Raw genomic sequence first — 20310 nt, forward strand, 5'->3', positions numbered from 1 at the left:
TTTCCCTCTTACCGAATATAGCCTTGTAGCAACTTAGTGGTTTGGTGCTTTGGAGAAATGGCTCTCAACCAGTCTTTGAGTGATTTGGTGAGTTGGGTTGGTCAGCACTTCATCGGTATCCCCACTCTCAACCACATCACCTTCGTGCATCACGATGATCTTGTCAGTGATGTGCTTAACAATACCGAGATGCTGAGATACGTAAACGAATGACACGCCCATCTCTTCCTGCAGTTCCAAGAACAGATTGATTATCTGAGAACGCATTGCCATATCAAGACCATTCAGAGCTTCGTCAGCGACAATGATTGATGGCTGAAGTATCAAGGCACGAGCGAGACAAACTCTTTGCTTCTGGCCCGCAGCAAGCATCTGAGGGTAGAAGTAAGCATGTTCTGGTAGTAGACCTACACGTAATAGTGTGTCCTTTACACGGCGCATACGGGCTTCTGGCGGCATGTTGGTGTTTCGCTTCAGTGGACCTTCCAGAATACGGCCAATCTGAATACGCGGATTAAGCGATGTGTTGGGATCTTGGAAGATCATGCGAATCAACTTACAGCGCGTCGAATAGTCTTTATGCTCTAGCTTTTCGCCGTTTACACGAATCTCACCCGCAGTCGGTTCTACCATGCCTGCTAGCATTCTTGCTAATGTCGATTTCCCAGAGCCGTTCTGACCAATAAAGCCGATCGTTTGGCCCGCTTCAAGAGTAAAGCTTACCGGCTTAACCGCTTGATGAATCTTCTTACGGAAAAGACCAGAGCGAGTCGTAAAGTCTTTAGATAATTCACTGACTTCTAATAATGCACTCATGATTTCTTTTTCTTCTCCATATTCAGAGGGAAATGACAGTTAAACTTATGGTTTTTGATTCGTTTGGTATGTGGGATTTCCACACACTGTCTTTGCGCATATGGGCAACGAGGGCCCAATCGACAACCAATAGGAAGATGCTGTAGTGGAGGGATCGACCCTGGCAGCGACTGAAGCTTCTCTTTGTGTGGGATCCAGTCGTTAAAGTCTGGCATCGCTTTCAATAGAGCTACTGTGTATGGGTGCTTTGGTGCATCCAACAGCTTTTGTGTATCCGCAGATTCAACCGACTGACCACAGTACATAACGGTAATTCGAGTTGCCCATTGAGTGATGGTGGTTAAGTCATGGCCGATCAGAATGATCGTTGTGTTATTGATCTGATTCATTCGGCTCAATAAACGCAAGATCTGGGATTGGGTAATCGGGTCTAAGTCGTTGGTTGGCTCATCAGCGATCAACACTTTCGGCTTGGCTGCGATCGCCATTGCGATCATCACCTTTTGACACTCACCATCGGTAAGCTCATATGAGTAACTGTCCATTAGGCGAGAGTGATCTTTGATGCCGACTTTGTGCAAAAGGGCAATAGCTTGCTTCTTGCGCCACTTAAATCGTTGCCACCATCGACCTTCAAAGGCGTGTGAAGGGATCGCTTCAATGAGTTGATTGCCTACTTTTTCAGAAGGGTCAAGACACGTAGAAGGCTCTTGGAAGATCATCGCGATGTCACGAGCAATCACACGTCTGCGTTCTTTTGGTGTCAGTTGAAGCAGGTCAACGTTCCCCAGTCGCATACGGTCAGCAGATACCTTCCAGTTTTCTTTACAAACACCAACGATCGCTTTAGCAACCAAGCTTTTACCTGAGCCTGATTCACCTACTAAACCACGAATTTCCCCTTCATTGAGGGTAATACTCATTCGATCTACCGCTTTAACCATCCCTTGAGGGGTCTCAATTTCGATGGTTAGATGTCGAATATCAAGTAATGGCATTATTCGATTCCTGCATTTAACGCTTGGCGAACACCTTCACCGACGAGGTTAATCACAATCACTGTAAACATAATGGCTAAGCCGGGTAGAGTTACTGTCCATGGTGCGAGATAAATCAGCTCTACAGAATCACCTAGGATAGACCCCCATTCGGTACTCGGTGCTTGAGCGCCAAGACCAAGGAAACCTAAGGCGGTGATATCAAGAATTGCGACCGATAACGCCAGCGTAATTTCTAGTGCTACTACGGTAAGAATATTTGGAAGAATCGAGTTCCATAGCAGGTAGAAGTCGTTCGCACCATCAAGGCGAGAAGCAAGAATATAGTCTTTCTCTACTTCAGCATGCACGGCAATGTAGACCGAGCGAATAAAGCGCGGGATCAATGCCAAACATAAGGCCAGCAAGATATTGAACTCGCCAAAGCCAAGAAATGCCACAAAGATGATCGCCAGTAACAGAGACGGAATCGACATCACCGTATCAAGCAGGTGGTTTAGGGTACTTGATAGCAAACCACGCGTCATACCGGCAAGTACGCCAATGAGACAGCCGATAACCGCAGCGATAAAGGTAATCACGACCGCAGCGCCAAAGGTAAGCTGGGAGCCAATGATCAAGCGAGAAAGGATATCTCGACCTAAATCATCGGTACCTAAGAAGTATTCAACAGTGCCTGCTGGATCCCAAGATGGCGGTGTTAATAGATGACCCGTTTGCTCTTGCGCATCATGGGGCGCTAACCACGGAGAGGTGATCGTCACCAGAATGATAAGTATCAAACACCACAAGCCAAACATCGCAAGATTGTTAGAGCGGAAGCTACGCCAGAAGCGCTCAAACTGGGTAGGAATCTGTTCTTCTTGGTAGACGTTATTTGTTAGCATACCATTCCTTCCTTACCAGTGGGTTGACCATAGCGCCTAACAGATCAGACAGTATATTTGCAGTCAAAACCAGAGTTGCCACCACAATTACACCCGCTTGAATTGAAACGTAATCTTGATTCGATAAAGCGTCCAATAACCAACGACCAATGCCAGGCCAGTTAAAGATAGATTCCGTAATGATCGCAAGCGTTAACATACTTGAAAGTTGAACACCGACCTTAGGAATAATCGGTGGAATCGCATTGCGCAATACGTGCTGAGTCACGATCTCTCTTGTTGAAAGACCTTTAATACGTGCCGCGCGAATGTAGTTTTGCGTCATTACTTCAGCCACTGATGCTCGCATGAGACGAATAACTTGAGTCGTTGGTGCTAATGCTAAAACGAGACACGGCAACGCCATGTGTTCGATAACACTTTGTAGAGCATGTGCACGGTAGCGGCCTTCAGCGAAAAAGGCATCAATCATTGCAAAGCCAGTCACGTGTTCAATCTCGTAAAGGAGATCGTATCGACCGCCAACAGGGAACATCTCAAAATGCAGTGAGAAAACCATGATCATCAAGAGTGCGACCCAGAATATAGGTGCAGAGTAACCTGCCATCGAGGTAAACGAGATAGTGGTGTCGACAAATTTACCTTGTCTCATGCCCGCGATGGTCCCAAAAGGGATACCAATTAAGAGCGCTAATACAAAGGCAAAGAAACACAGCTCTAATGTCGCTGGGAAAACAACCACAAGCTCATCAATGATTGGTGTACCGTGCTTGCTTAAGCCAAAGTTTAGTGTTGATAGCTCTGTGATATAGCTGATCCAACCGGGCCAGAAATCTTGAATCGCCCACGGTGAGGTTTGATCGAGTCGCAGCAACGAAAAGCCGACCATCGTCAGGATCGCAAGCGTGATTACGAACAGATTAATACGTCTTAATGTATACCAAAACATCAGTGCACCTCTCTTCTGACTTGATCAAAAGGTTGGGCATTGAACGGGCTCTGTTTAAAGCCGGTTAGTGAACGATCATGTACGCGGAACTGCACTCCGTGAGCCAGAGGGATCACAGGAACTTCCTCGTTGAGAATGTTTTGGGCTTGGCGATACAAGTTGACACGGTGCCTTTGTTGGTTGATCTCTAAGGCTAAATCCAGAAGGAAATCAAAGTCTGAATTACACCACATCGATACGTTGAGACCTGCGCGCTCAGAGCTGCACGAGAGTAGGGGACGTAAGAAGTTATCAGGGTCACCAGTATTACCGATCCAACCTGTTAGCAGGAGATCTGTTGAGGCGATTGAAGACAGCTGTGTACGGTCGAATCGATCGTCAGTGTATAGTTTCAATTCGATGCCGATGTCCGCTAAATTAGCTTGGATAAGTTCCGCAGTTTTACGCGGACTTGGGTTGTAAGCTCTTGGCTCTAGCGGCACCCACATTGAAAGCTCTAATCCCGGCTCTACGCCAGCTTCTTTGAGAAGGGCTATCGCATAGTTTCGGTCATAACGCACTTGAACGTTGTCTTTCTGATGAGCCCAAGATGTCGGAGGCAGCAGTGTATAAGCCTTGGTGCCTGTACCGTAGTACACCGAATCAAGAATATTCTGGCGGTTGATAGCCAAGTTCAGCGCTTTACGTACGCGAGAGTCGCGTAGGGCTGGGTGCTCTGTATTAAGGGCGATGAAAGAGACATTCACCGCTGGTGTCGCGGATATCTGCAGCTCTTCATGTGCTTGAATGATTGGGATCTGGCTAGAAATCGGCGAGTTCAACACATCACACTCATTGCGCAGCAACTTAGCGAGGGTGCCGGTTCCGCGTTGTGAGGTATCGAAAACCACTTGGTCCATTTGCACATCACCTTTCCAGTAATGCTTGTTCTTTTTAAGACGCACCAAGTCATTGATTTGATATTCATCCAAATAGAATGGACCTGTACCAACCGGCTTTGAGTCGATTTCATTCTTCTCATCAGCAGCCACGAGTTGGTTAGCGTATTCCTTAGAGTGGATCACCGCGTAACTGGTCGCGATGTTATTTAGAAAGGAATTATCTGGTCGACTTAATTGGAATTTAACCGTTAAGTCGTCCACTGCCGTGATATCGACAATCAAATTCTTGAAGTCGATGCCCGCAAACCATGGGTATAGACCACCACCCACATAGTGGAATGGGTTTGAGCTATCAATGATACGTTCGAAACTAAAAACCACATCTTGCGCGTTCATAGAACGGGTTGGCGTAAACCAATCTGTGGTCTGGAACGCGACGTTAGGGCGCAGTTTGAAAGTGTATTCTGTACCTGATTTATCGACAGACCAGCTTGTTGCCAAGTTCTGTTGTGGTCGATAGGTCATAGGATCGAGTGTGAGCAGCGTGTCGAAGATTTGCGGGCTCAGCGATTCAGCTGTAATTCCGCTATCAACCAATTGAGGGTTGAAGGTACTAGGATTGCCTTGGCCACAATAAATGAAGCCTTTTTCACGAATTTGCTCGTGATTCACACTCTCACCACATCCGGCTAAAAAGCTCAGCGTGCAGATGCTCAGTGATAGTCTTATTAGTGCTTTCATAAAAAGAAATACTTTTCGAAACGAGGCGTTAGAGGTGCCTCAAGATCCGGACAATTTAACATTTTATTTATTCGGCTCCAAATAATAATCCTATGAGTGTGGCTATTTCTCACTGCCTTGTCCGACAATCGCGTACTTCCTCACCATTCCCCTTAATTGGTTGTAGGTGAGTCCGAGTAATTCGGCGGCTTGTTTTTGGTTGTACTTGCTCTGTTTTAACGCTTGATTGAGCAGCTTGATGTCTTGCTGCTCTTGCCATGCTTTGTAATCAAGGGGCAAAGAAAATGAACCTTCAGAAGAAGTATGGCTGTTGGATGGATCATTGCCAGTTTCTTGAGAGGATTCTTGATTCGTGTCCCATGCTGGCTTGAACGGGTTAAATACCAAAGATTCAATAGGATATGGATTCTTGCCATGTTGGTAGATGGCACGCTCAATGACGTTCTTGAGCTCTCTGACATTACCTGGCCAAGAGTATGCCAATAAGGATTCAATGGCCGATGGTGCAAAGCCAACAAACAAATCAAGCTCTAACTCTCGACACATCTTAATTGCGTAATATTCGGCCAGTAATGTGATGTCTTCTTTACGTTCACGAAGCGGCGGGATAGTAATTACATCAAACGCTAATCTATCGAGTAAATCGGCTCTGAATTCGCCCTTAGATGCCATTTCTGGCAGGTCTGCATTGGTGGCACATACCAGCCTTACATTTGCACTTAGCGCTTTTTGCCCACCAACACGTTCGTATTGTCCGTATTCAATAACCCGCAATAGTTTCTCTTGAACTGCAAGGGGAGTTGTCGCCAGTTCGTCAAGAAACAGTGTGCCGCCTTCTGCTCTTTCAAATCGGCCATGGTGGCGACCTTTTGAACCGGTAAAGGAGCCTGACTCATGACCAAACAGCTCTGAATCAATCAAGCCTTCGCTTAGTGTTGAACAGTTTAGCGAGATCAAGGGCTGGTCCCAACGCTTTGAGAGGTAATGGAGCCTCTGTGCAATCAGCTCTTTACCTGTGCCACGCTCGCCAATGATCAGAATAGGTCTCTCTATTGGAGCCAGTTGAGAAACTTTGTCCAAAACAGAGAGAAAGCTAGGTGATTCACCAATAAGATTCTGCTGCATAGCGGGTCCTTGTAGTAGCTGAGCGCTGGTGGAGATCATATAAGGGCTGTAATGGTGAAAAATACCAATACTTGGTTAAATTCATCATAGCATGGTTCAGGTTAATCGCCATTACATTGTAAGTGACTGATAATTAATGTCTTAAAAGTTGGCACGCTACTTGGATTACTTATGGTAGGTTTAACAACAAATGTAAATTAGCGAGCAAGTGGTGATGAGTCGCACAACGATTTAAAACGCATTTGCCTTCAATTGTAATTAAGGAGTTCCTCATGGGTATTTTTTCTCGCTTTGCAGACATCGTAAATTCAAACATCAGCGCACTATTAGATAAGGCTGAAGATCCTGAAAAGATGATTCGCCTGATTATCCAAGAGATGGAAGACACGCTAGTTGAAGTGCGCACTAACTCAGCAAAAGCGATAGCAGACAAGAAAGAGCTAGCACGTAAAGTTGAAGCAATCGAAACTCAAATTCTTGATTGGCAGAATAAAGCGACACTGGCACTGACTAAGCAACGCGAAGATTTAGCGAGAGCAGCGCTGATCGAAAAGCAAAAGCTGGAAGACATCATCAAGAGTCTACATACAGAGCAAACGTTAGTGCATGAAACGATTGAAAAACTGACCAGCGAGATTGGCAAGCTTGAAACTAAGATTGCTGAGACTCGTGCCAAGCAACAAGCACTGATGATCCGCAACAATGCAGCGAGCAACCGTCGTGATGTTCAAAAACACCTGCACTCAAGCAAAACTAATGAAGCGATGGCGAAGTTTGAGCAATTCTCGCGTAAAGTGGATGAATTAGAAGCTGAAGCGGATGTTTACGCGAAGACAGGCAATGCAAAATCGTTAGACCAAGAATTTGCAGAACTGCAGGCTCAAGATGAAATTGAAAAAGAGCTAGCGAAGCTGAAGCAACAAGTTGAAAACCGCGATAAATAATTCAGGAGTTGTCTATGTCCACATTTCTAATTGCAGGTCCACTGATTGTCTTTTTGATCTTCGTGGCACCGCTATGGTTATTCCTACATTACCGCAGCAAGAAGAAATCCAGTAATGGGCTATCGGAAACGGATCTTCAACGTCTGCATAAGCTTTCAGCACAGGCAGAATCGATGCAAGACCGCGTAACAACGCTAGAAAAAATACTGGATGCGGAGTCACCTAACTGGAGACGAAACTATGAGTAGAGATCTGTATCGCGATCCAATTAACGGTAAGTTGTCTGGCGTGTGTGCAGGGTTAGCGAACTATTTCGGCCTTGAAGTTTGGTTAGTTCGCATCATGGTTATCTCTGCTGCACTGCTTGGTGGTAGTTTTCTGGTGTTATTAGCGTATTTAGCTTTGACATTTATGCTCGAAAAACAACCACCTCAATATGTTGATCAGTTGAAGGCTAAACAAGAGCATACGCTTAAGCAGAAGCCTTGGGAAAAAGGGCAAACCGCAGAGTCTCTATTGAACACTTTAGAGGGTGATTTCCAGAAGTTAGAGACCAGTGTCCGCAACATGGAAGCTTATGTCACCTCAGACACGTTTAAAGTGAACCGAGAATTTAAGAATATGTAGCGGTAAAACCTAAGAAAGATTAGATAACGGTTTAGGAAAATTTATTCCAAGCCGTTATTTTTTTTAATAATTTTCTCTAAATAAATCTTACGCTGACTGGTAAGTTACATGTGATTAATCTATGTTATAAAAATATTTATAGATATGGATGATCACCAATGTATAGAGCCTCCCTTGTCCTATTGACGGCCTTAGCTGGGCTGTCTGGGTGTGGTAAGGAGCTTCCTCCCGTGCCTGAACCTGAATCCAGACCCGCCAAACTCTTCACTGTCTCCGTCGGTAACAATGCTTTTGAGCGTAACTTCCCTGCCACAACCGAAGCTGGTGACAGAGCGGTACTTGCATTTCGTGTTCCTGGATTATTACAGAGCATAGATGTGACTGCCGGCCAGCATGTGTCGAAAGGGGATGAACTTGCCAAGTTAAACCCTGATGAATATCAACTGCTAGAGAAGCAAGCAAAAGCGAACTTTCAGCTAGCCGATGTTCAATATCAACGTGCGATCAAACTACGTAAAGACCGCGTGGTATCAGAGCAAGATTTCGACCAAGCGAAAGCGAATCATAATTCAGCTCGAGCGGTGCTTAATCAAGCCAATGCGAATCTTCGTTACACCACATTGGTTGCTCCGTATGATGGCACTATTTCCATTATTCCTGCAGAAAACCATGAGTATATTGCCGCCAAAGTGGGCGTCATGAATATTCAGACCAATCAAATTCTTAAAGTCGTTTTCTTATTGCCCGACCAACTTATCACGCGCTTTTCTTCTGGGTTTGAAACCGATGCGACTATGATATTTGACGCGTTTCCTGATAACTCTTACGTGTTGACGTTCCAAGAGGTGGATACGGAGGCCGATCCTAAAACCGGTTCGTACAAGGTGACCATGGTGATGGAAAGGCCGACAGATGTAGGCATTTTACCGGGTATGTCTGGTACCGTGAATCTCGTGTCGGCTCAAGCGGCTGCAACTAAAATTCCGACTTCAGCAATGATGACTGATGGCGACGATGTATCTGTATGGCGTGTAAACAGTGACGGTATCGTTGAGAAAGTCGCGATCGTGATTGATGAAAAACGTCATATTGTCTCTGGACTTAATGATGGAGACCGCATCGTAACCTCTGGAGTCAATGGCCTTGAATCCGGCATTAAAGTTCGAGAGTGGATCAAGGAAAGGGGGCTATAACATGAGTGCATTTAAATTAGCGACAGGATTGTCATGTTTAGCTTTGCTGACCGCGTGTGGAGAAAAACCACAAGTCGAAGTCGATAATACGCCATTAGTGAAAGCGATTGAGATTTCAGTATTAGATTTTAACGACAAATTGTATTTCCCTGCCGTTGCCAATGCGGCGGAAAAAGCACATCTGAGTTTTCGTGTGGCGGGTGAGATATATAGGCTAGATGTCAAAGAGGGTGAACGAGTTGAAGCTGGAGATGTGATTGCTGAGCTTGATCCAACGGACTATCAATTAGACGTCGATAATGCGCAAGCTCGATATACCGTAGTGAATAGCCAATTCAGGCGTTCAAAACCTCTTGTGAAAAAGGGCTTACTCGCGAAGTCTCAGTTTGATGAGATTGCCGCTCAACGTCAGATCGCATACGCCGAGTTAGAACTGGCGAAGCTACGTCTATCTTTCACGATGTTAAAAGCACCTGTTGATGGGATTATTTCCCGAGTGAGTGTCGATCAATTTGAGAACATTCAAGTGGGTCAGCAGATTGTGAATATTCATAGCGTGGAAGATGTCGAGGTCGTTATTCAGCTTCCTGATCAAATTTACGTTAACCAACCAAGCGAAACTATTCTAGAAAATGTTACCGCACTCGTGCGAGTTCCGAGCGGTAATGAGTATCCAGCAGGCATTAAAGAGTTCACCACAGAGCCCGATCCAAGCACCGGAACCTTTACCGTGACCTTGGCACTACCGATGCCCGAAGACGATCTGATTCTGGACGGTATGGCGGTCGACGTTACCTCACATGGTCGAGATATTGGGTTGGAACTGAAAGCTGGTGTTTTAGTACCTATAGAGGCGGTATTCAATGCTGACGGCGATGAACTTACTCGCAAGAACTCATTCGTTTGGGTCATTAATGACGACAATACAGTTTCAAAGCAGAAAGTGGTATTAGGTAAAGCCAACCAGAAAACGTTGCAAATAATCAAAGGATTAGAGATGGGGCAACATATAGTTGTAGCGGGCGTATCGCGATTGCGAGATGGGATGACAGTGGAAGTATTATCTCAGGAGGCTAACAATGAGTGAAGCAAATAACAAGCCCCAGAATGACGCTCAGCAGGGTGATGAGCAGATCACGGGTGTAGCGGCTTACTTTATTCGCAATAAAGTCATCAGTTGGATGCTCTCGTTGATCTTCCTGATTGGTGGTGTTTCTGCCTTCTTTGGTTTGGGGCGTTTAGAAGACCCGGCTTTTACCATCAAAGATGCCATGGTTGTCACCTCTTACCCAGGTGCGACACCTCAGCAAGTAGAAGAGGAAGTAACCTATCCATTAGAGAAAGCGATCCAACAACTTACCTATGTTGATGAGGTTAACTCTATTTCTAGCCGCGGCCTGTCTCAGGTAACGGTAACGATGAAGAATAACTATGGTCCAGACGATCTGCCGCAGATTTGGGATGAACTTCGTCGAAAAGTGAATGACTTGAAAGTGTCACTGCCGCCTGGTGTGAACGACCCTCAAGTTATCGATGATTTTGGTGATGTTTACGGTATTTTGCTCGCGGTAACCGGTGATGGCTACAGCTACAAAGAACTATTGGACTATATCGATTATTTAAGGCGAGAGTTGGAACTGGTTGATGGGGTCAGTAAAGTTTCTGTTTCTGGTCAGCAGCAAGAGCAAGTGTTCATTGAAATCTCGATGAAACGGATTAGCTCTTTGGGTATCTCGCCAAACACGGTATTTAATCTTTTATCGACTCAAAACATTGTTTCCAGTGCGGGTGCGGTGAGAATTGGTGACGAATACATTCGTATCCATCCTACGGGCGAGTTCCAGAATGTAGAGCAATTGGGTGATTTGATCCTAACCGAAGGTGGCGCTCAAGGCCTCATCTACTTAAAAGATGTAGCAGAGGTAACCCGTGGTTATGTTGAAGTACCGACTAACATTATCGGCTACAACGGCAAACTAGCACTTAACCTTGGTGTATCCTTTGCGCAAGGCGTAAACGTGGTCGCGGTGGGTGAAGCGTTTGACCGAAGATTGGCAGAGCTTAAGTACCAACAGCCGGTCGGCATCGATATTTCTGAGGTGTATAACCAGCCAAAAGAAGTAGATAAATCAGTAAGCGGCTTTGTGGTGAGCTTGGGGCAGGCGGTTGCGATCGTAATCGTGGTGCTGCTGTTCTTCATGGGTCTGCGTTCCGGTCTGTTGATTGGCTTGATACTGCTACTGACCGTGTTTGGTACCTTCATCTTCATGCAGTACTTCAAAATCGATCTACAACGTATCTCACTGGGTGCATTGGTTATCGCACTGGGGATGCTGGTGGATAACGCCATAGTGGTGGTCGAGGGGATATTGATCGGCACGCAGAAGGGGCGAACCCGGATGCAGGCCGCGACTGATATCGTAACTCAGACTAAATGGCCATTGCTCGGTGCAACGGTTATCGCGGTAACGGCATTTGCGCCTATCGGTTTGTCTGAAGACTCGACGGGTGAGTACTGTGGCACCTTGTTCACGGTTCTACTTATCTCGCTAATGTTGAGCTGGTTTACGGCTATCTCAATTACGCCATTCTTTGCCGATATCTTCTTTAAAGGTCAGAAGGTCGATGCAGATAATGAGGGCAAAGATCCGTATAACGGGATGGTCTTTGTTATCTATAAGAACTTTTTAGAGTTCTGTATGAAGCGTGCATGGTTGACGATGGCTGTGTTAGTCATAGGCCTAGGGGCGAGTGTTTACGGTTTTGGTTTCGTAAAACAAGCTTTCTTCCCATCGTCGACGACACCGATGTTCCAAGTCGATGTGTGGATGCCAGAAGGGACCGATATCCGAGCAACCAACACCAAGCTTAAAGTGCTAGAAGGTTGGCTGGCTGAACAGGACGAAGTAGAACATATCACGACGACTGCAGGTAAAGGCTTGCAACGTTTCATGCTAACTTACGCACCTGAGAAAAGTTATAGCGCTTACGGCGAGATAACGGTGCGTGTGAAAAGTTACGAAGTGCTTGAAGGGCTAATGAAACGCTTCCGTGAGCACGTAGATGGTCAGTTCCCAGAGATAGATTACAAGCTTAAGCAGATTGAATTAGGTCCTGGTGGCGGTGCGAAGATTGAAGCGCGTATTGTAGGTTCTGATCCAACGGTACTTCGTTCAATTGCAGCCCAAGTGATGGATGTAATGCGTGCTGATAGCGGCGCATTTAACGTTCGCCACGACTGGCGTGAAAGAACTAAGGTACTAGAGCCTCAGTTCAATGAAAGCCAAGCTCGTCGTTACGGTATCACTAAGTCTGATGTTGATGATTTCCTCGCGATGTCTTTCTCTGGTAAGTCGATCGGTGTGTACCGTGATGGTACAACGCTGATGCCGATTGTGGCTCGTTTACCAGAAGATGAGCGTGTCGATATTCGTAACATCGAAGGTATGAAGATCTGGAGCCCTGCGTTAAGTGAATACATTCCACTGCAACAAGTGACTTTAGGTTATGAGTTGGAATGGGAAGATCCACTGATCATTCGTAAGAATCGTAAGCGTATGCTGACAGTCATGGCGGATCCTGACCTACTGGGCGAAGAAACCGCTTCTACGCTACAGAAGCGCCTACAGCCACAAATAGAAGCGATTGAGATGCCACCGGGTTATTCTCTTGAGTGGGGTGGTGAGTATGAGTCATCTGCGGATGCGCAGGCGTCACTATTCACAACCATGCCTCTTGGCTACTTGTTCATGTTCTTGATCACCGTGTTCCTGTTTAACTCAGTAAAAGAGCCGCTGATCGTATGGTTAACGGTACCACTGGCTTTAATCGGTGTAACGACTGGCTTGCTGGCCTTAAACACCCCGTTTGGCTTTATGGCTCTGTTAGGCTTCTTGAGTCTATCCGGGATGCTTTTGAAGAACGGTATCGTACTGCTTGACCAAATCGAGATTGAGATGAAGTCAGGTAAGGATCCTTATGTTGCTGTTGTTGATGCTGCGCTAAGTCGTGTTCGCCCGGTATGTATGGCAGCGATTACGACGATTCTAGGTATGATTCCTTTGTTGCCTGATATTTTCTTCAAGCCAATGGCTGTTACCATTATGTTTGGTTTGGGTTTTGCGACGGTACTGACGCTTATCGTTGTACCGGTACTGTACCGCCTGTTCCATAAAATTGACGTAGCATAACTCTAATTTACTTTTGAAATAATGCCCCGACTTGGGGCATTATTTTTATGTACGATTACCAAAGTGAGATTATCGAAATGGAAGCGAATACCGTGGAAAGAACCTGTGCATGGGCACTCAAACATGAACTTGAAAGGGAATACCACGATACGGAGTGGGGCGTACCTGTCTACGATGACCAAGTGTTGTTTGAATTCATCACTTTGGAGGGCGCTCAAGCGGGACTTAGCTGGATTACTATACTGAAAAAACGAGAGGGCTATCGTGCTGCGTTTGAGAACTATGATCTCAACAAGCTCGCTGCTTTCAATGAGGACAATGTACCGAGCATTATTGAAAACTTCGATGTGGTTAAGCATAAGGGCAAGATTGCCTCGGTATATAGTAATGCTCGCGCAACGCTGGAACTTCAGAAAGAGTTTGGCTCACTATCGAATGCTTTATGGCAGTTCGTTGATAACAAAGTGGTCGATAATCAGTGGACCGAGATGTCTCAAGTACCCGCTTCAACAGAGCAATCCAAAGCGATGAGCAAGTTTTTAAAGAAGAGAGGCTTTAAGTTTGTAGGAGAAACAATCTGTTACGCATTTATGCAAGCCACCGGTATGGTGAACGACCACATCGTTGGTTGTCCTTACAAATAAAAGTGTTAATTATTGTCGCGAAATAATTGTGTGAAAATTGGAAAATTCACTAGCCATTTATAAACTATTCAATATCATATGCGACCGAATTAAAACCTAGAAGACGATAGTGAAACAACAAAGCTACCAAATTTGTGATGCTAGTTATGATCCCTTGCTTAGGCAGTTTGTGCGTGAAGATGGCCACGTAGAAACTATCGCGCCGTTAGAAGGTAAGGTGTTCCTGTTCTTACTGGAGAATGCTGGTGAATGCATTGAGCGAGGCCTGATATTTGAAAGGTGTTGGGGTAACGTCATTGTCTCAGAGCAAGCTCTAACCAATGTGATATCTAAGATCAGAAAAACGCTGTCTAGAGTCACTTGTGGTTGTGCAACAATTCGTACCGTAAGTAAAACCGGCTATTCCCTTGAAATCAATGAGTCGAAAGGAACAAGCTCAAACACCCAAGCTGCGCCTCAAGTAGACCTTGATGAAGTCCAGTCGGCGTCTGTAGCGACTATAGCAGCAAAGCCAACGATTCAAGAGGAGTCGATCGTAACAGCAGATAAAGCCTCAACGACAAGCCAAGAGCCTGTAGAGAGTTCTTCGGCTATAACTTCGGGCTTTACATCTTCAAATCAAGCGCACGGTTCGGTTGCACTTGGTTTATCAAGCATAACTAACAATAAACATGCTATCAAAGCAGGCTATATAATCGCACTTATTTGTGTTCTCGTTACTGCGTTCAATCTATTCCAAACTTACTACAAGCCAACGCCTTACTTTATCGATGAGGCGGAATATAGTGATAGTTACACAGACAATACTAACCACTATTTTTTCCATATTGTTCATGGAGATTCCTATTCGCTACCAGCGATAACTGAAAAGCTGACCAGTGTGATACCTAGCCACTGTAATGTGGATGTGTTTGTTCGTATTTATCCATCTGTCGATCAGCCAGAGAGCGATGCTTTGTACATGTTAGTTCAAAGGAAGGATGGCGAGGCTCTTAATTATGGGGCGACGATTTTCAATGTAGAGACGTCTTTTGACTCGTTTGCAGCTCATATGAAAAAGAGGAGCTACTTTTGCGATTAATTGGCTTACTCATTTTATTGGTAATTGCTTCGGCAAGCTTTTTTCTCGACCAAAATGCACTGGCGGGCTCTCGATGGCACTGTAAAACGCTAAAAACGGATTTCTTATCTCAGGCATTCCGACCGTACCAATCGCTTTATGAGCGAATGAGCATTACTTTTCAGTCTGACCAAACTTTTAGCATGAGAGAGTTTGTGACGATTACAGAGAAAGACGGTACCGAAGGCACGATGGAAAACCTTTATTCGGGTTACTATGGTTTGGATGGGGATCATTTGTCGATGAGCATTATTGATGTGAGAACCGCAACTCCGTTTCATGATCCAATCATCAATCAGGAATACAGTGAGTACAAAGGAGTGACCATTGATTACTCGATTTTGGAGAAGGAGCAGTCCCTGTATCTGTTTAATGAACACCGCTCTGAAATCTTTAATTGGACATGCTACAAGGTTCACTAATCAGCTATTAGGGCTTGTGGGGCTGTACGCTGTTGATACGCAGAACTGAAAAAAGGCAGGGTAGTCCTGCCTTTTTAGTCTCGGTAAGCTTGATGCTAAAGATTAAACGAGCGCGTTGTAACGCTCCAATCCAGCCTCTAGATCTGCAATCAAATCATCAACATCTTCTAAGCCGATATGAACACGAATCAAGGTACCTTCGAAGTTAGGGTTCGCAACGGTTCTTAGGCTATCAAAACTGCTCGGTTCGTTCGCTAGGATCAAACTCTCAAAGCCGCCCCAGGAGTAACCCATACTAAAGTGCGTCATGCCATCAAGTAGCGCTGTGGTCGCTTTTGTATTTGAGTTTTTGAGCACGAAAGAGAACAAGCCATTACCACCGGTAAAGTCTCGCTTAAAGAATTCATGGCCTGGGCAAGACTCTAGAGCTGGGTGACGAACGTGGTCGACTTCTGGACGTGTTTCTAACCATTTAGCGACTTTCAAGCTACTTTCTGCGTGTTGGCGCAGTCGAACATCAAGAGTACGTATGCCGCGTAGGCCAAGGTAAGCGTCGTCTGGTGAAACACACTGACCCATCAAGTAGCTTTGCTCTCTTAGCTGATCCCAGCATTTCTCGTTCGCGACCGCTGTACCTAGCATCACATCTGAGTGGCCAACGATGTATTTGGTTGCGGCTTGAATCGAGATATCAACGCCAAACTCAAACGGAGAGAAGTTAACGCCGGCTGCCCAAGTGTTGTCTAGCATCACGATGATGTCATGTTCGTGAGCAATACGCGCAAGCGTTGGAATGTCTTGGACTTCCATGGTGACAGAGCCCGGAGACTCGGTAAACAGTACCTTGGTGTTTGGTTTGATAAGGTCTTGGATACCTTCACCAATGGTTGGCTCGTAGTAGGTGGTTTCTACACCCATTTTCTTCATGATGGTGTCACAGAAGTCACGAGTTGGCTCGTAGCACGTGTCGACCATCAAAATATGGTCGCCTGTTTCTACAAAAGAAAGGATCGCATTAGAGATAGCTGCCGTTCCACAAGGGTAGAGTGCACAGCCAGCACCGCCTTCCACTTCAACCATCGCATCTTGGAAAGCGAAATGAGTGTTGGTTCCACGACGTCCGTAAAAAAGGGTTTTGTTAGCGCGGTTAATCGTAGCCTTACGCTTTTCTTCTACTGAGTTAAATACGACAGTTGAAGCGCGTTGTACTGGTGGGTTAACAACACCATTGGTCCACTTCTTATCACGACCGGCTGTGATCAGTTTAGTGGTTTTGTTCTCGGACATGCTGTGAATTCCTTATCAATCGGTTATGTCCTATTTAAAACATGCCAAGAGTGTTCAAAGCAAGAGCGGAGCGGGGATTTTTGCGCTTTTCTTACGATTTTTAACCTTTCACTCAGTTAACAGTGAAAGGTTAAAAATGATCGATGGGGAAACAACGAGCCATAATCGACTTATTGCTGGAACTATAGGAGTGGGTTGAACAAGTAGAACAGCCTCTCAAAGAAGCGATTACTTAGGTTTCTTTGCTCCCACTGTTCTAACTCTACAGAGTGAGATGAAGCGATATAAGATTTCTGCAGTTCAGAGAGTGTTTGAGTGAAATGCACATCGTCCACAGCGAGCGTTACTTCAAAGTTGAGCCATAAACTGCGCATGTCGATATTGACCGTTCCAATTAAGCAGAACTCTTCATCGATGACTACCGATTTGGTATGAAGAAGACCACCGTAAAACTCGTAGATCTTCACACCCGCCTCGAGTAGCTCGGTATAGAATGCACGAGAGGCCCACTTAACCATCAGCGAATCATTATTGTGTGGGATGATCAGTTCGACGTTGACACCACGTTGAGCCGTCATCTTAAGGGTTTCTAACAAGTCCGCACTCGGCACAAAGTAAGGGGTCGTAATACGCACGGTATGGTTAGCCTGATTGATCGCAATAGTTAGAACTTGCAGGATCAAATACTCCGGCATACCTGGACCCGACGGCACAACTTGTACGGGGTGATGCGTCACTGCTTCTTCTACAGAGCACTCAGGTAACTCAGGTAAAATACGCTCGCCGGTTTCTACTTCCCAGTCCCAGCCGTGGATTGCAGAGAGCACGTTAACGGTTGGGCCGGTGACGCGAACCATCACATCAATCCACTGGCCAACCCCTGAGCTCTGTTTGAAATGAGCAGGGTCGACCATATTCATCGAGCCTGTGTAGGCAATAGTCTCATCAATAACAATAATCTTACGGTGCTGCCTTAGATCAAGGCGTCGCAAGAAAATACGCCACGGGCTCACTTCCAATGCTTGTACAACATGAACACCCGCGTCTTTCATCATTGCGAGCCAATGGCTTTTGAAAAAGCGCGGGCTACCCGCTGAATCGAGCAAAACTTTAACATCTACGCCACGTTTTGCTGCGCGAATCAGCGCAGAGGCAACCGAATCGGTCAGGCCACCTGGATGCCAAATATAGAAAACCATCTTAATACTGGTTTGGGCATTTTCTATATCTTCAATAATTGCGTGTAGGATCTCGTTTGGTGAAGATTGCAGGGATAGAGTGTTTCCACTGAGCGCAGGAATGCCCATTCGATTGTTACAAAGCTCGTCAATCTTATGGATAGGGGAGCCGACTTTCCCTGGTTGGTGAAGTTGGCAATCGTTCAATTGACGGAACCAATCACCAAAGGGAGTAAACATGCGATGTGCGCGTTCAGCCCTTTTCCTGCCAAGATTTAGCTCGCCAAATAGGAAGTAACAAGCCACCCCCACAATTGGGATAATGTAGATAACCATAAGCCAAGCGAGAGAAACGCTGACAGAGCGTCGTTTTAGTACAACACGCAATGTTACACCGGCGACAAGTACCCAGTACAAAGCAACAGCGGCTAATGTTAAAAAATGGTAGAGCTTTTCCACATTGAATACTCGAAAAAAGAGATACTTAGATAGTAATGCTATTTTGTGGATATGGGAATTTAAGGAATCAACTATTTACAAAATAGAGCAAAAGCTTTAAACAGGTTATAGTTGTTAAGTTTTGGTTAACTTAAGAAGAAAACGATTGTTTTGTATGAAAAGGCGGCATTTAACCATAAAAATTTACATTGGTAACGAAATATGTACGGTTCGGACTTCCAATTTTATTCTTAAACTGGTTTACTTGCTATACAAAGAGCGTCAATCAAATCTTCTAAGTGTGTAAAGTCGTTTTTACACCTTATCTTTTAAAGACGCCACCCAAAGCAAAACACAACATCACACAACACAAATTTTGGAGTAAACGTGGCTACTAGTAATACAACCACAACACCCCGTGATACCTGGGGTTCGAAGTTAGGATTCGTAATGGCTGCAGCAGGTTCTGCTGTTGGCTTAGGTAACATTTGGAAATTCCCATACACAGCAGGCGAGAGTGGCGGTGGTGCATTCGTTGCAATTTACCTGTTTTTTGTAATTTTCATCGGTTTCAGTGTAATGCTGACTGAATTTGCTATTGGCCGTCATACGCAAAAATCAGCAGTAGGTGCATTTAAATCAACTGACCGTCGTTGGACGTTCGCTGGTGTTATTGGCGTAGTGAGTGGTCTACTTATCATGGGTTTCTACCCTGTAGTAGGTGGCTGGTCTATCGCATACATCGGTAAGATTGCTGGTGGTCTTCTAGACGCACCTGAAGCAATCGGTGACAGCTTCGGTGGTTTCATCTCTAACCCAGTTCAACCACTAATGTGGATGGGGCTATACCTACTTCTTAACGTTGTTATCGTTATGAAAGGTATCTCGGGCGGTATCGAGAAAGCGGGTAAGGTTCTAATGCCACTGCTATTCCTGATCCTTATCGTGGTATCGATCAAAGGTCTGACTCTTCCAGGTTCTATGGCTGGTCTTGAGTTCCTATTCAGCCCTGATTTCTCTAAGGTAGACAGCAACGTAATTCTAGCTGCACTTGGCCAAGCATTCTTCTCACTATCTCTTGGTATGGGTTGTATGTTGACTTATGGTTCTTACCTTAAGAAGAAAGAAAACCTAGTTCAAACTACCGCTATGGTTACAGCAATGGATACAGGTGTTGCTATCCTAGCTGGTGTTGCAATGTTCCCAGCAATGTTCGCATTCGGTATGGAGCCTGCAGCAGGTCCTGGTCTAGTATTCGTTGTTGTTCCTCAGCTATTTGCTGAAATGGGCGGCGTAATTGGTCTTCTATTCGCACTTATGTTCTTCATCGGTCTAAGTGTTGCAGCTCTAACATCTTCTGTTTCTCTACTTGAGGTTGTGGTTTCTTACCTAATCGACGAGAAAGGCATGAAGCGTGTAACAGCAGTACTGTCTGCAAGTGTGGTAATGGCTGCGCTATGTATCTTCGCTTCTCTATCTCTAGGTGGCGTTGGTCCAACACTATTCGACACGGGCGCATTTGATATCTTCGACCTACTGACAGATAAGATCTTCCTAGCTGTTGGCGGTATGTTGGTATGTATCTTCGCTGGTTGGAGACTAAACCGAGCAGACCTAGAGAAAGAAATCACTAACGACGGTGAAGTATCTTTCCCACTATTCGGTCTATGGTACACACTAGTTAAGTACATCATCCCAGTAGCTATCGCAATCGTTGCATTCATGGGTATCTCTTCTGGCTTCGACAGCGGTAAAGGTGCAATCATGCTACTAGGTATTGGTATTATTGCTGGCTCTGCGCTTATCTCTAAGAAGCTATAGTTTTAAGAAGCTACAATCGCGAGCTAAAGTAAGTTACAAAACGGGAGCC

18 protein-coding genes are annotated in these 20310 nt (G+C 45.4%); 10 read left to right on the top strand and 8 right to left on the bottom strand.

The window, feature by feature from the left end; genetic code table 11:
• Positions 1-33 precede the first annotated feature (33 nt).
• From F0232_RS06500 to pspF, 6 genes are all read right to left on the bottom strand, one after another.
• The gene (locus F0232_RS06500; RefSeq protein ID WP_008222635.1) at positions 34-816 is read right to left on the bottom strand and encodes an ATP-binding cassette domain-containing protein; all 783 of its coding nucleotides are present in this window, start codon (positions 814-816) and stop codon (positions 34-36) included.
• Positions 813-1814, bottom strand: a complete 1002-nt coding sequence (locus F0232_RS06505; protein WP_061031743.1) for an oligopeptide/dipeptide ABC transporter ATP-binding protein — start codon at positions 1812-1814, stop codon at positions 813-815. Before F0232_RS06505 ends, F0232_RS06500 begins: the two co-directional genes overlap by 4 nt.
• Positions 1814-2701 (bottom strand): putrescine export ABC transporter permease SapC, encoded by an 888-nt coding sequence (gene sapC, locus F0232_RS06510; RefSeq protein ID WP_061031742.1) that lies wholly within the window; start codon positions 2699-2701, stop codon positions 1814-1816. Before sapC ends, F0232_RS06505 begins: the two co-directional genes overlap by 1 nt.
• Entirely contained in the window at positions 2688-3650 is a 963-nt protein-coding gene (locus F0232_RS06515; protein ID WP_105059281.1) for an ABC transporter permease subunit, read from the bottom strand. The genes sapC and F0232_RS06515 overlap by 14 nt, the downstream gene beginning before the upstream one ends.
• On the bottom strand, positions 3650-5272 hold the full coding sequence (gene sapA / locus F0232_RS06520) for an ABC transporter substrate-binding protein SapA (protein ID WP_004742060.1): 1623 nt from the start codon (positions 5270-5272) through the stop codon (positions 3650-3652). Before sapA ends, F0232_RS06515 begins: the two co-directional genes overlap by 1 nt.
• Positions 5273-5374: 102 nt before the next feature.
• Positions 5375-6397 carry a phage shock protein operon transcriptional activator gene (pspF, locus tag F0232_RS06525; protein WP_061031740.1) on the bottom strand — a complete coding sequence of 341 codons (1023 nt, stop codon included), beginning with the start codon at positions 6395-6397 and terminating at the stop codon, positions 5375-5377.
• Between the two features lie 272 nt (positions 6398-6669).
• Between pspF and pspA the strand changes: the two genes are divergently transcribed.
• From pspA to F0232_RS06570, 9 genes are all read left to right on the top strand, one after another.
• On the top strand, positions 6670-7341 hold the full coding sequence (gene pspA / locus F0232_RS06530) for a phage shock protein PspA (protein WP_010440091.1): 672 nt from the start codon (positions 6670-6672) through the stop codon (positions 7339-7341).
• Between the two features lie 14 nt (positions 7342-7355).
• A complete protein-coding gene (pspB, locus tag F0232_RS06535) occupies positions 7356-7589 on the top strand; it encodes an envelope stress response membrane protein PspB (RefSeq protein WP_004742066.1) in 234 nt (77 codons plus the stop codon).
• Positions 7582-7968, top strand: a complete 387-nt coding sequence (gene pspC, locus F0232_RS06540; RefSeq protein ID WP_105059282.1) for an envelope stress response membrane protein PspC — start codon at positions 7582-7584, stop codon at positions 7966-7968. Before pspB ends, pspC begins: the two co-directional genes overlap by 8 nt.
• Before the next feature lie 158 nt (positions 7969-8126).
• A complete protein-coding gene (locus F0232_RS06545) occupies positions 8127-9161 on the top strand; it encodes an efflux RND transporter periplasmic adaptor subunit (RefSeq protein WP_105059283.1) in 1035 nt (344 codons plus the stop codon).
• 1 nt (position 9162) lies between these two features.
• The gene (locus tag F0232_RS06550) at positions 9163-10248 is read left to right on the top strand and encodes an efflux RND transporter periplasmic adaptor subunit (RefSeq protein WP_017070498.1); all 1086 of its coding nucleotides are present in this window, start codon (positions 9163-9165) and stop codon (positions 10246-10248) included.
• Entirely contained in the window at positions 10241-13351 is a 3111-nt protein-coding gene (locus F0232_RS06555; protein WP_061031736.1) for an efflux RND transporter permease subunit, read from the top strand. The genes F0232_RS06550 and F0232_RS06555 overlap by 8 nt, the downstream gene beginning before the upstream one ends.
• A 77-nt stretch (positions 13352-13428) precedes the next feature.
• Positions 13429-13995: a DNA-3-methyladenine glycosylase I gene (locus F0232_RS06560; protein WP_017108386.1), complete on the top strand. Its 567-nt coding sequence runs from the start codon at positions 13429-13431 to the stop codon at positions 13993-13995.
• A 109-nt stretch (positions 13996-14104) separates the two neighbouring features.
• On the top strand, positions 14105-15076 hold the full coding sequence (locus tag F0232_RS06565; RefSeq protein ID WP_105059284.1) for a winged helix-turn-helix domain-containing protein: 972 nt from the start codon (positions 14105-14107) through the stop codon (positions 15074-15076).
• A complete protein-coding gene (locus tag F0232_RS06570; protein ID WP_017108384.1) occupies positions 15067-15537 on the top strand; it encodes a hypothetical protein in 471 nt (156 codons plus the stop codon). Before F0232_RS06565 ends, F0232_RS06570 begins: the two co-directional genes overlap by 10 nt.
• A 102-nt stretch (positions 15538-15639) precedes the next feature.
• Here the strand turns inward: F0232_RS06570 and F0232_RS06575 are convergent, their stop codons facing one another.
• Both F0232_RS06575 and cls read right to left on the bottom strand, forming a co-directional pair.
• The gene (locus F0232_RS06575; protein ID WP_017108370.1) at positions 15640-16824 is read right to left on the bottom strand and encodes a cystathionine beta-lyase; all 1185 of its coding nucleotides are present in this window, start codon (positions 16822-16824) and stop codon (positions 15640-15642) included.
• A gap of 182 nt (positions 16825-17006) precedes the next feature.
• Positions 17007-18461 (bottom strand): cardiolipin synthase, encoded by a 1455-nt coding sequence (gene cls, locus F0232_RS06580; RefSeq protein WP_061031734.1) that lies wholly within the window; start codon positions 18459-18461, stop codon positions 17007-17009.
• A 366-nt stretch (positions 18462-18827) separates the two neighbouring features.
• Here cls and F0232_RS06585 point away from each other — a divergent pair, with 366 nt between their 5' ends.
• Positions 18828-20261 carry a sodium-dependent transporter gene (locus F0232_RS06585; RefSeq protein WP_105059285.1) on the top strand — a complete coding sequence of 478 codons (1434 nt, stop codon included), beginning with the start codon at positions 18828-18830 and terminating at the stop codon, positions 20259-20261.
• The last annotated feature ends 49 nt before the right edge of the window (positions 20262-20310 follow it).

Source organism: Vibrio sp. T3Y01, assembly GCF_013114525.1.
Lineage (GTDB): Bacteria > Pseudomonadota > Gammaproteobacteria > Enterobacterales > Vibrionaceae > Vibrio > Vibrio chagasii_B.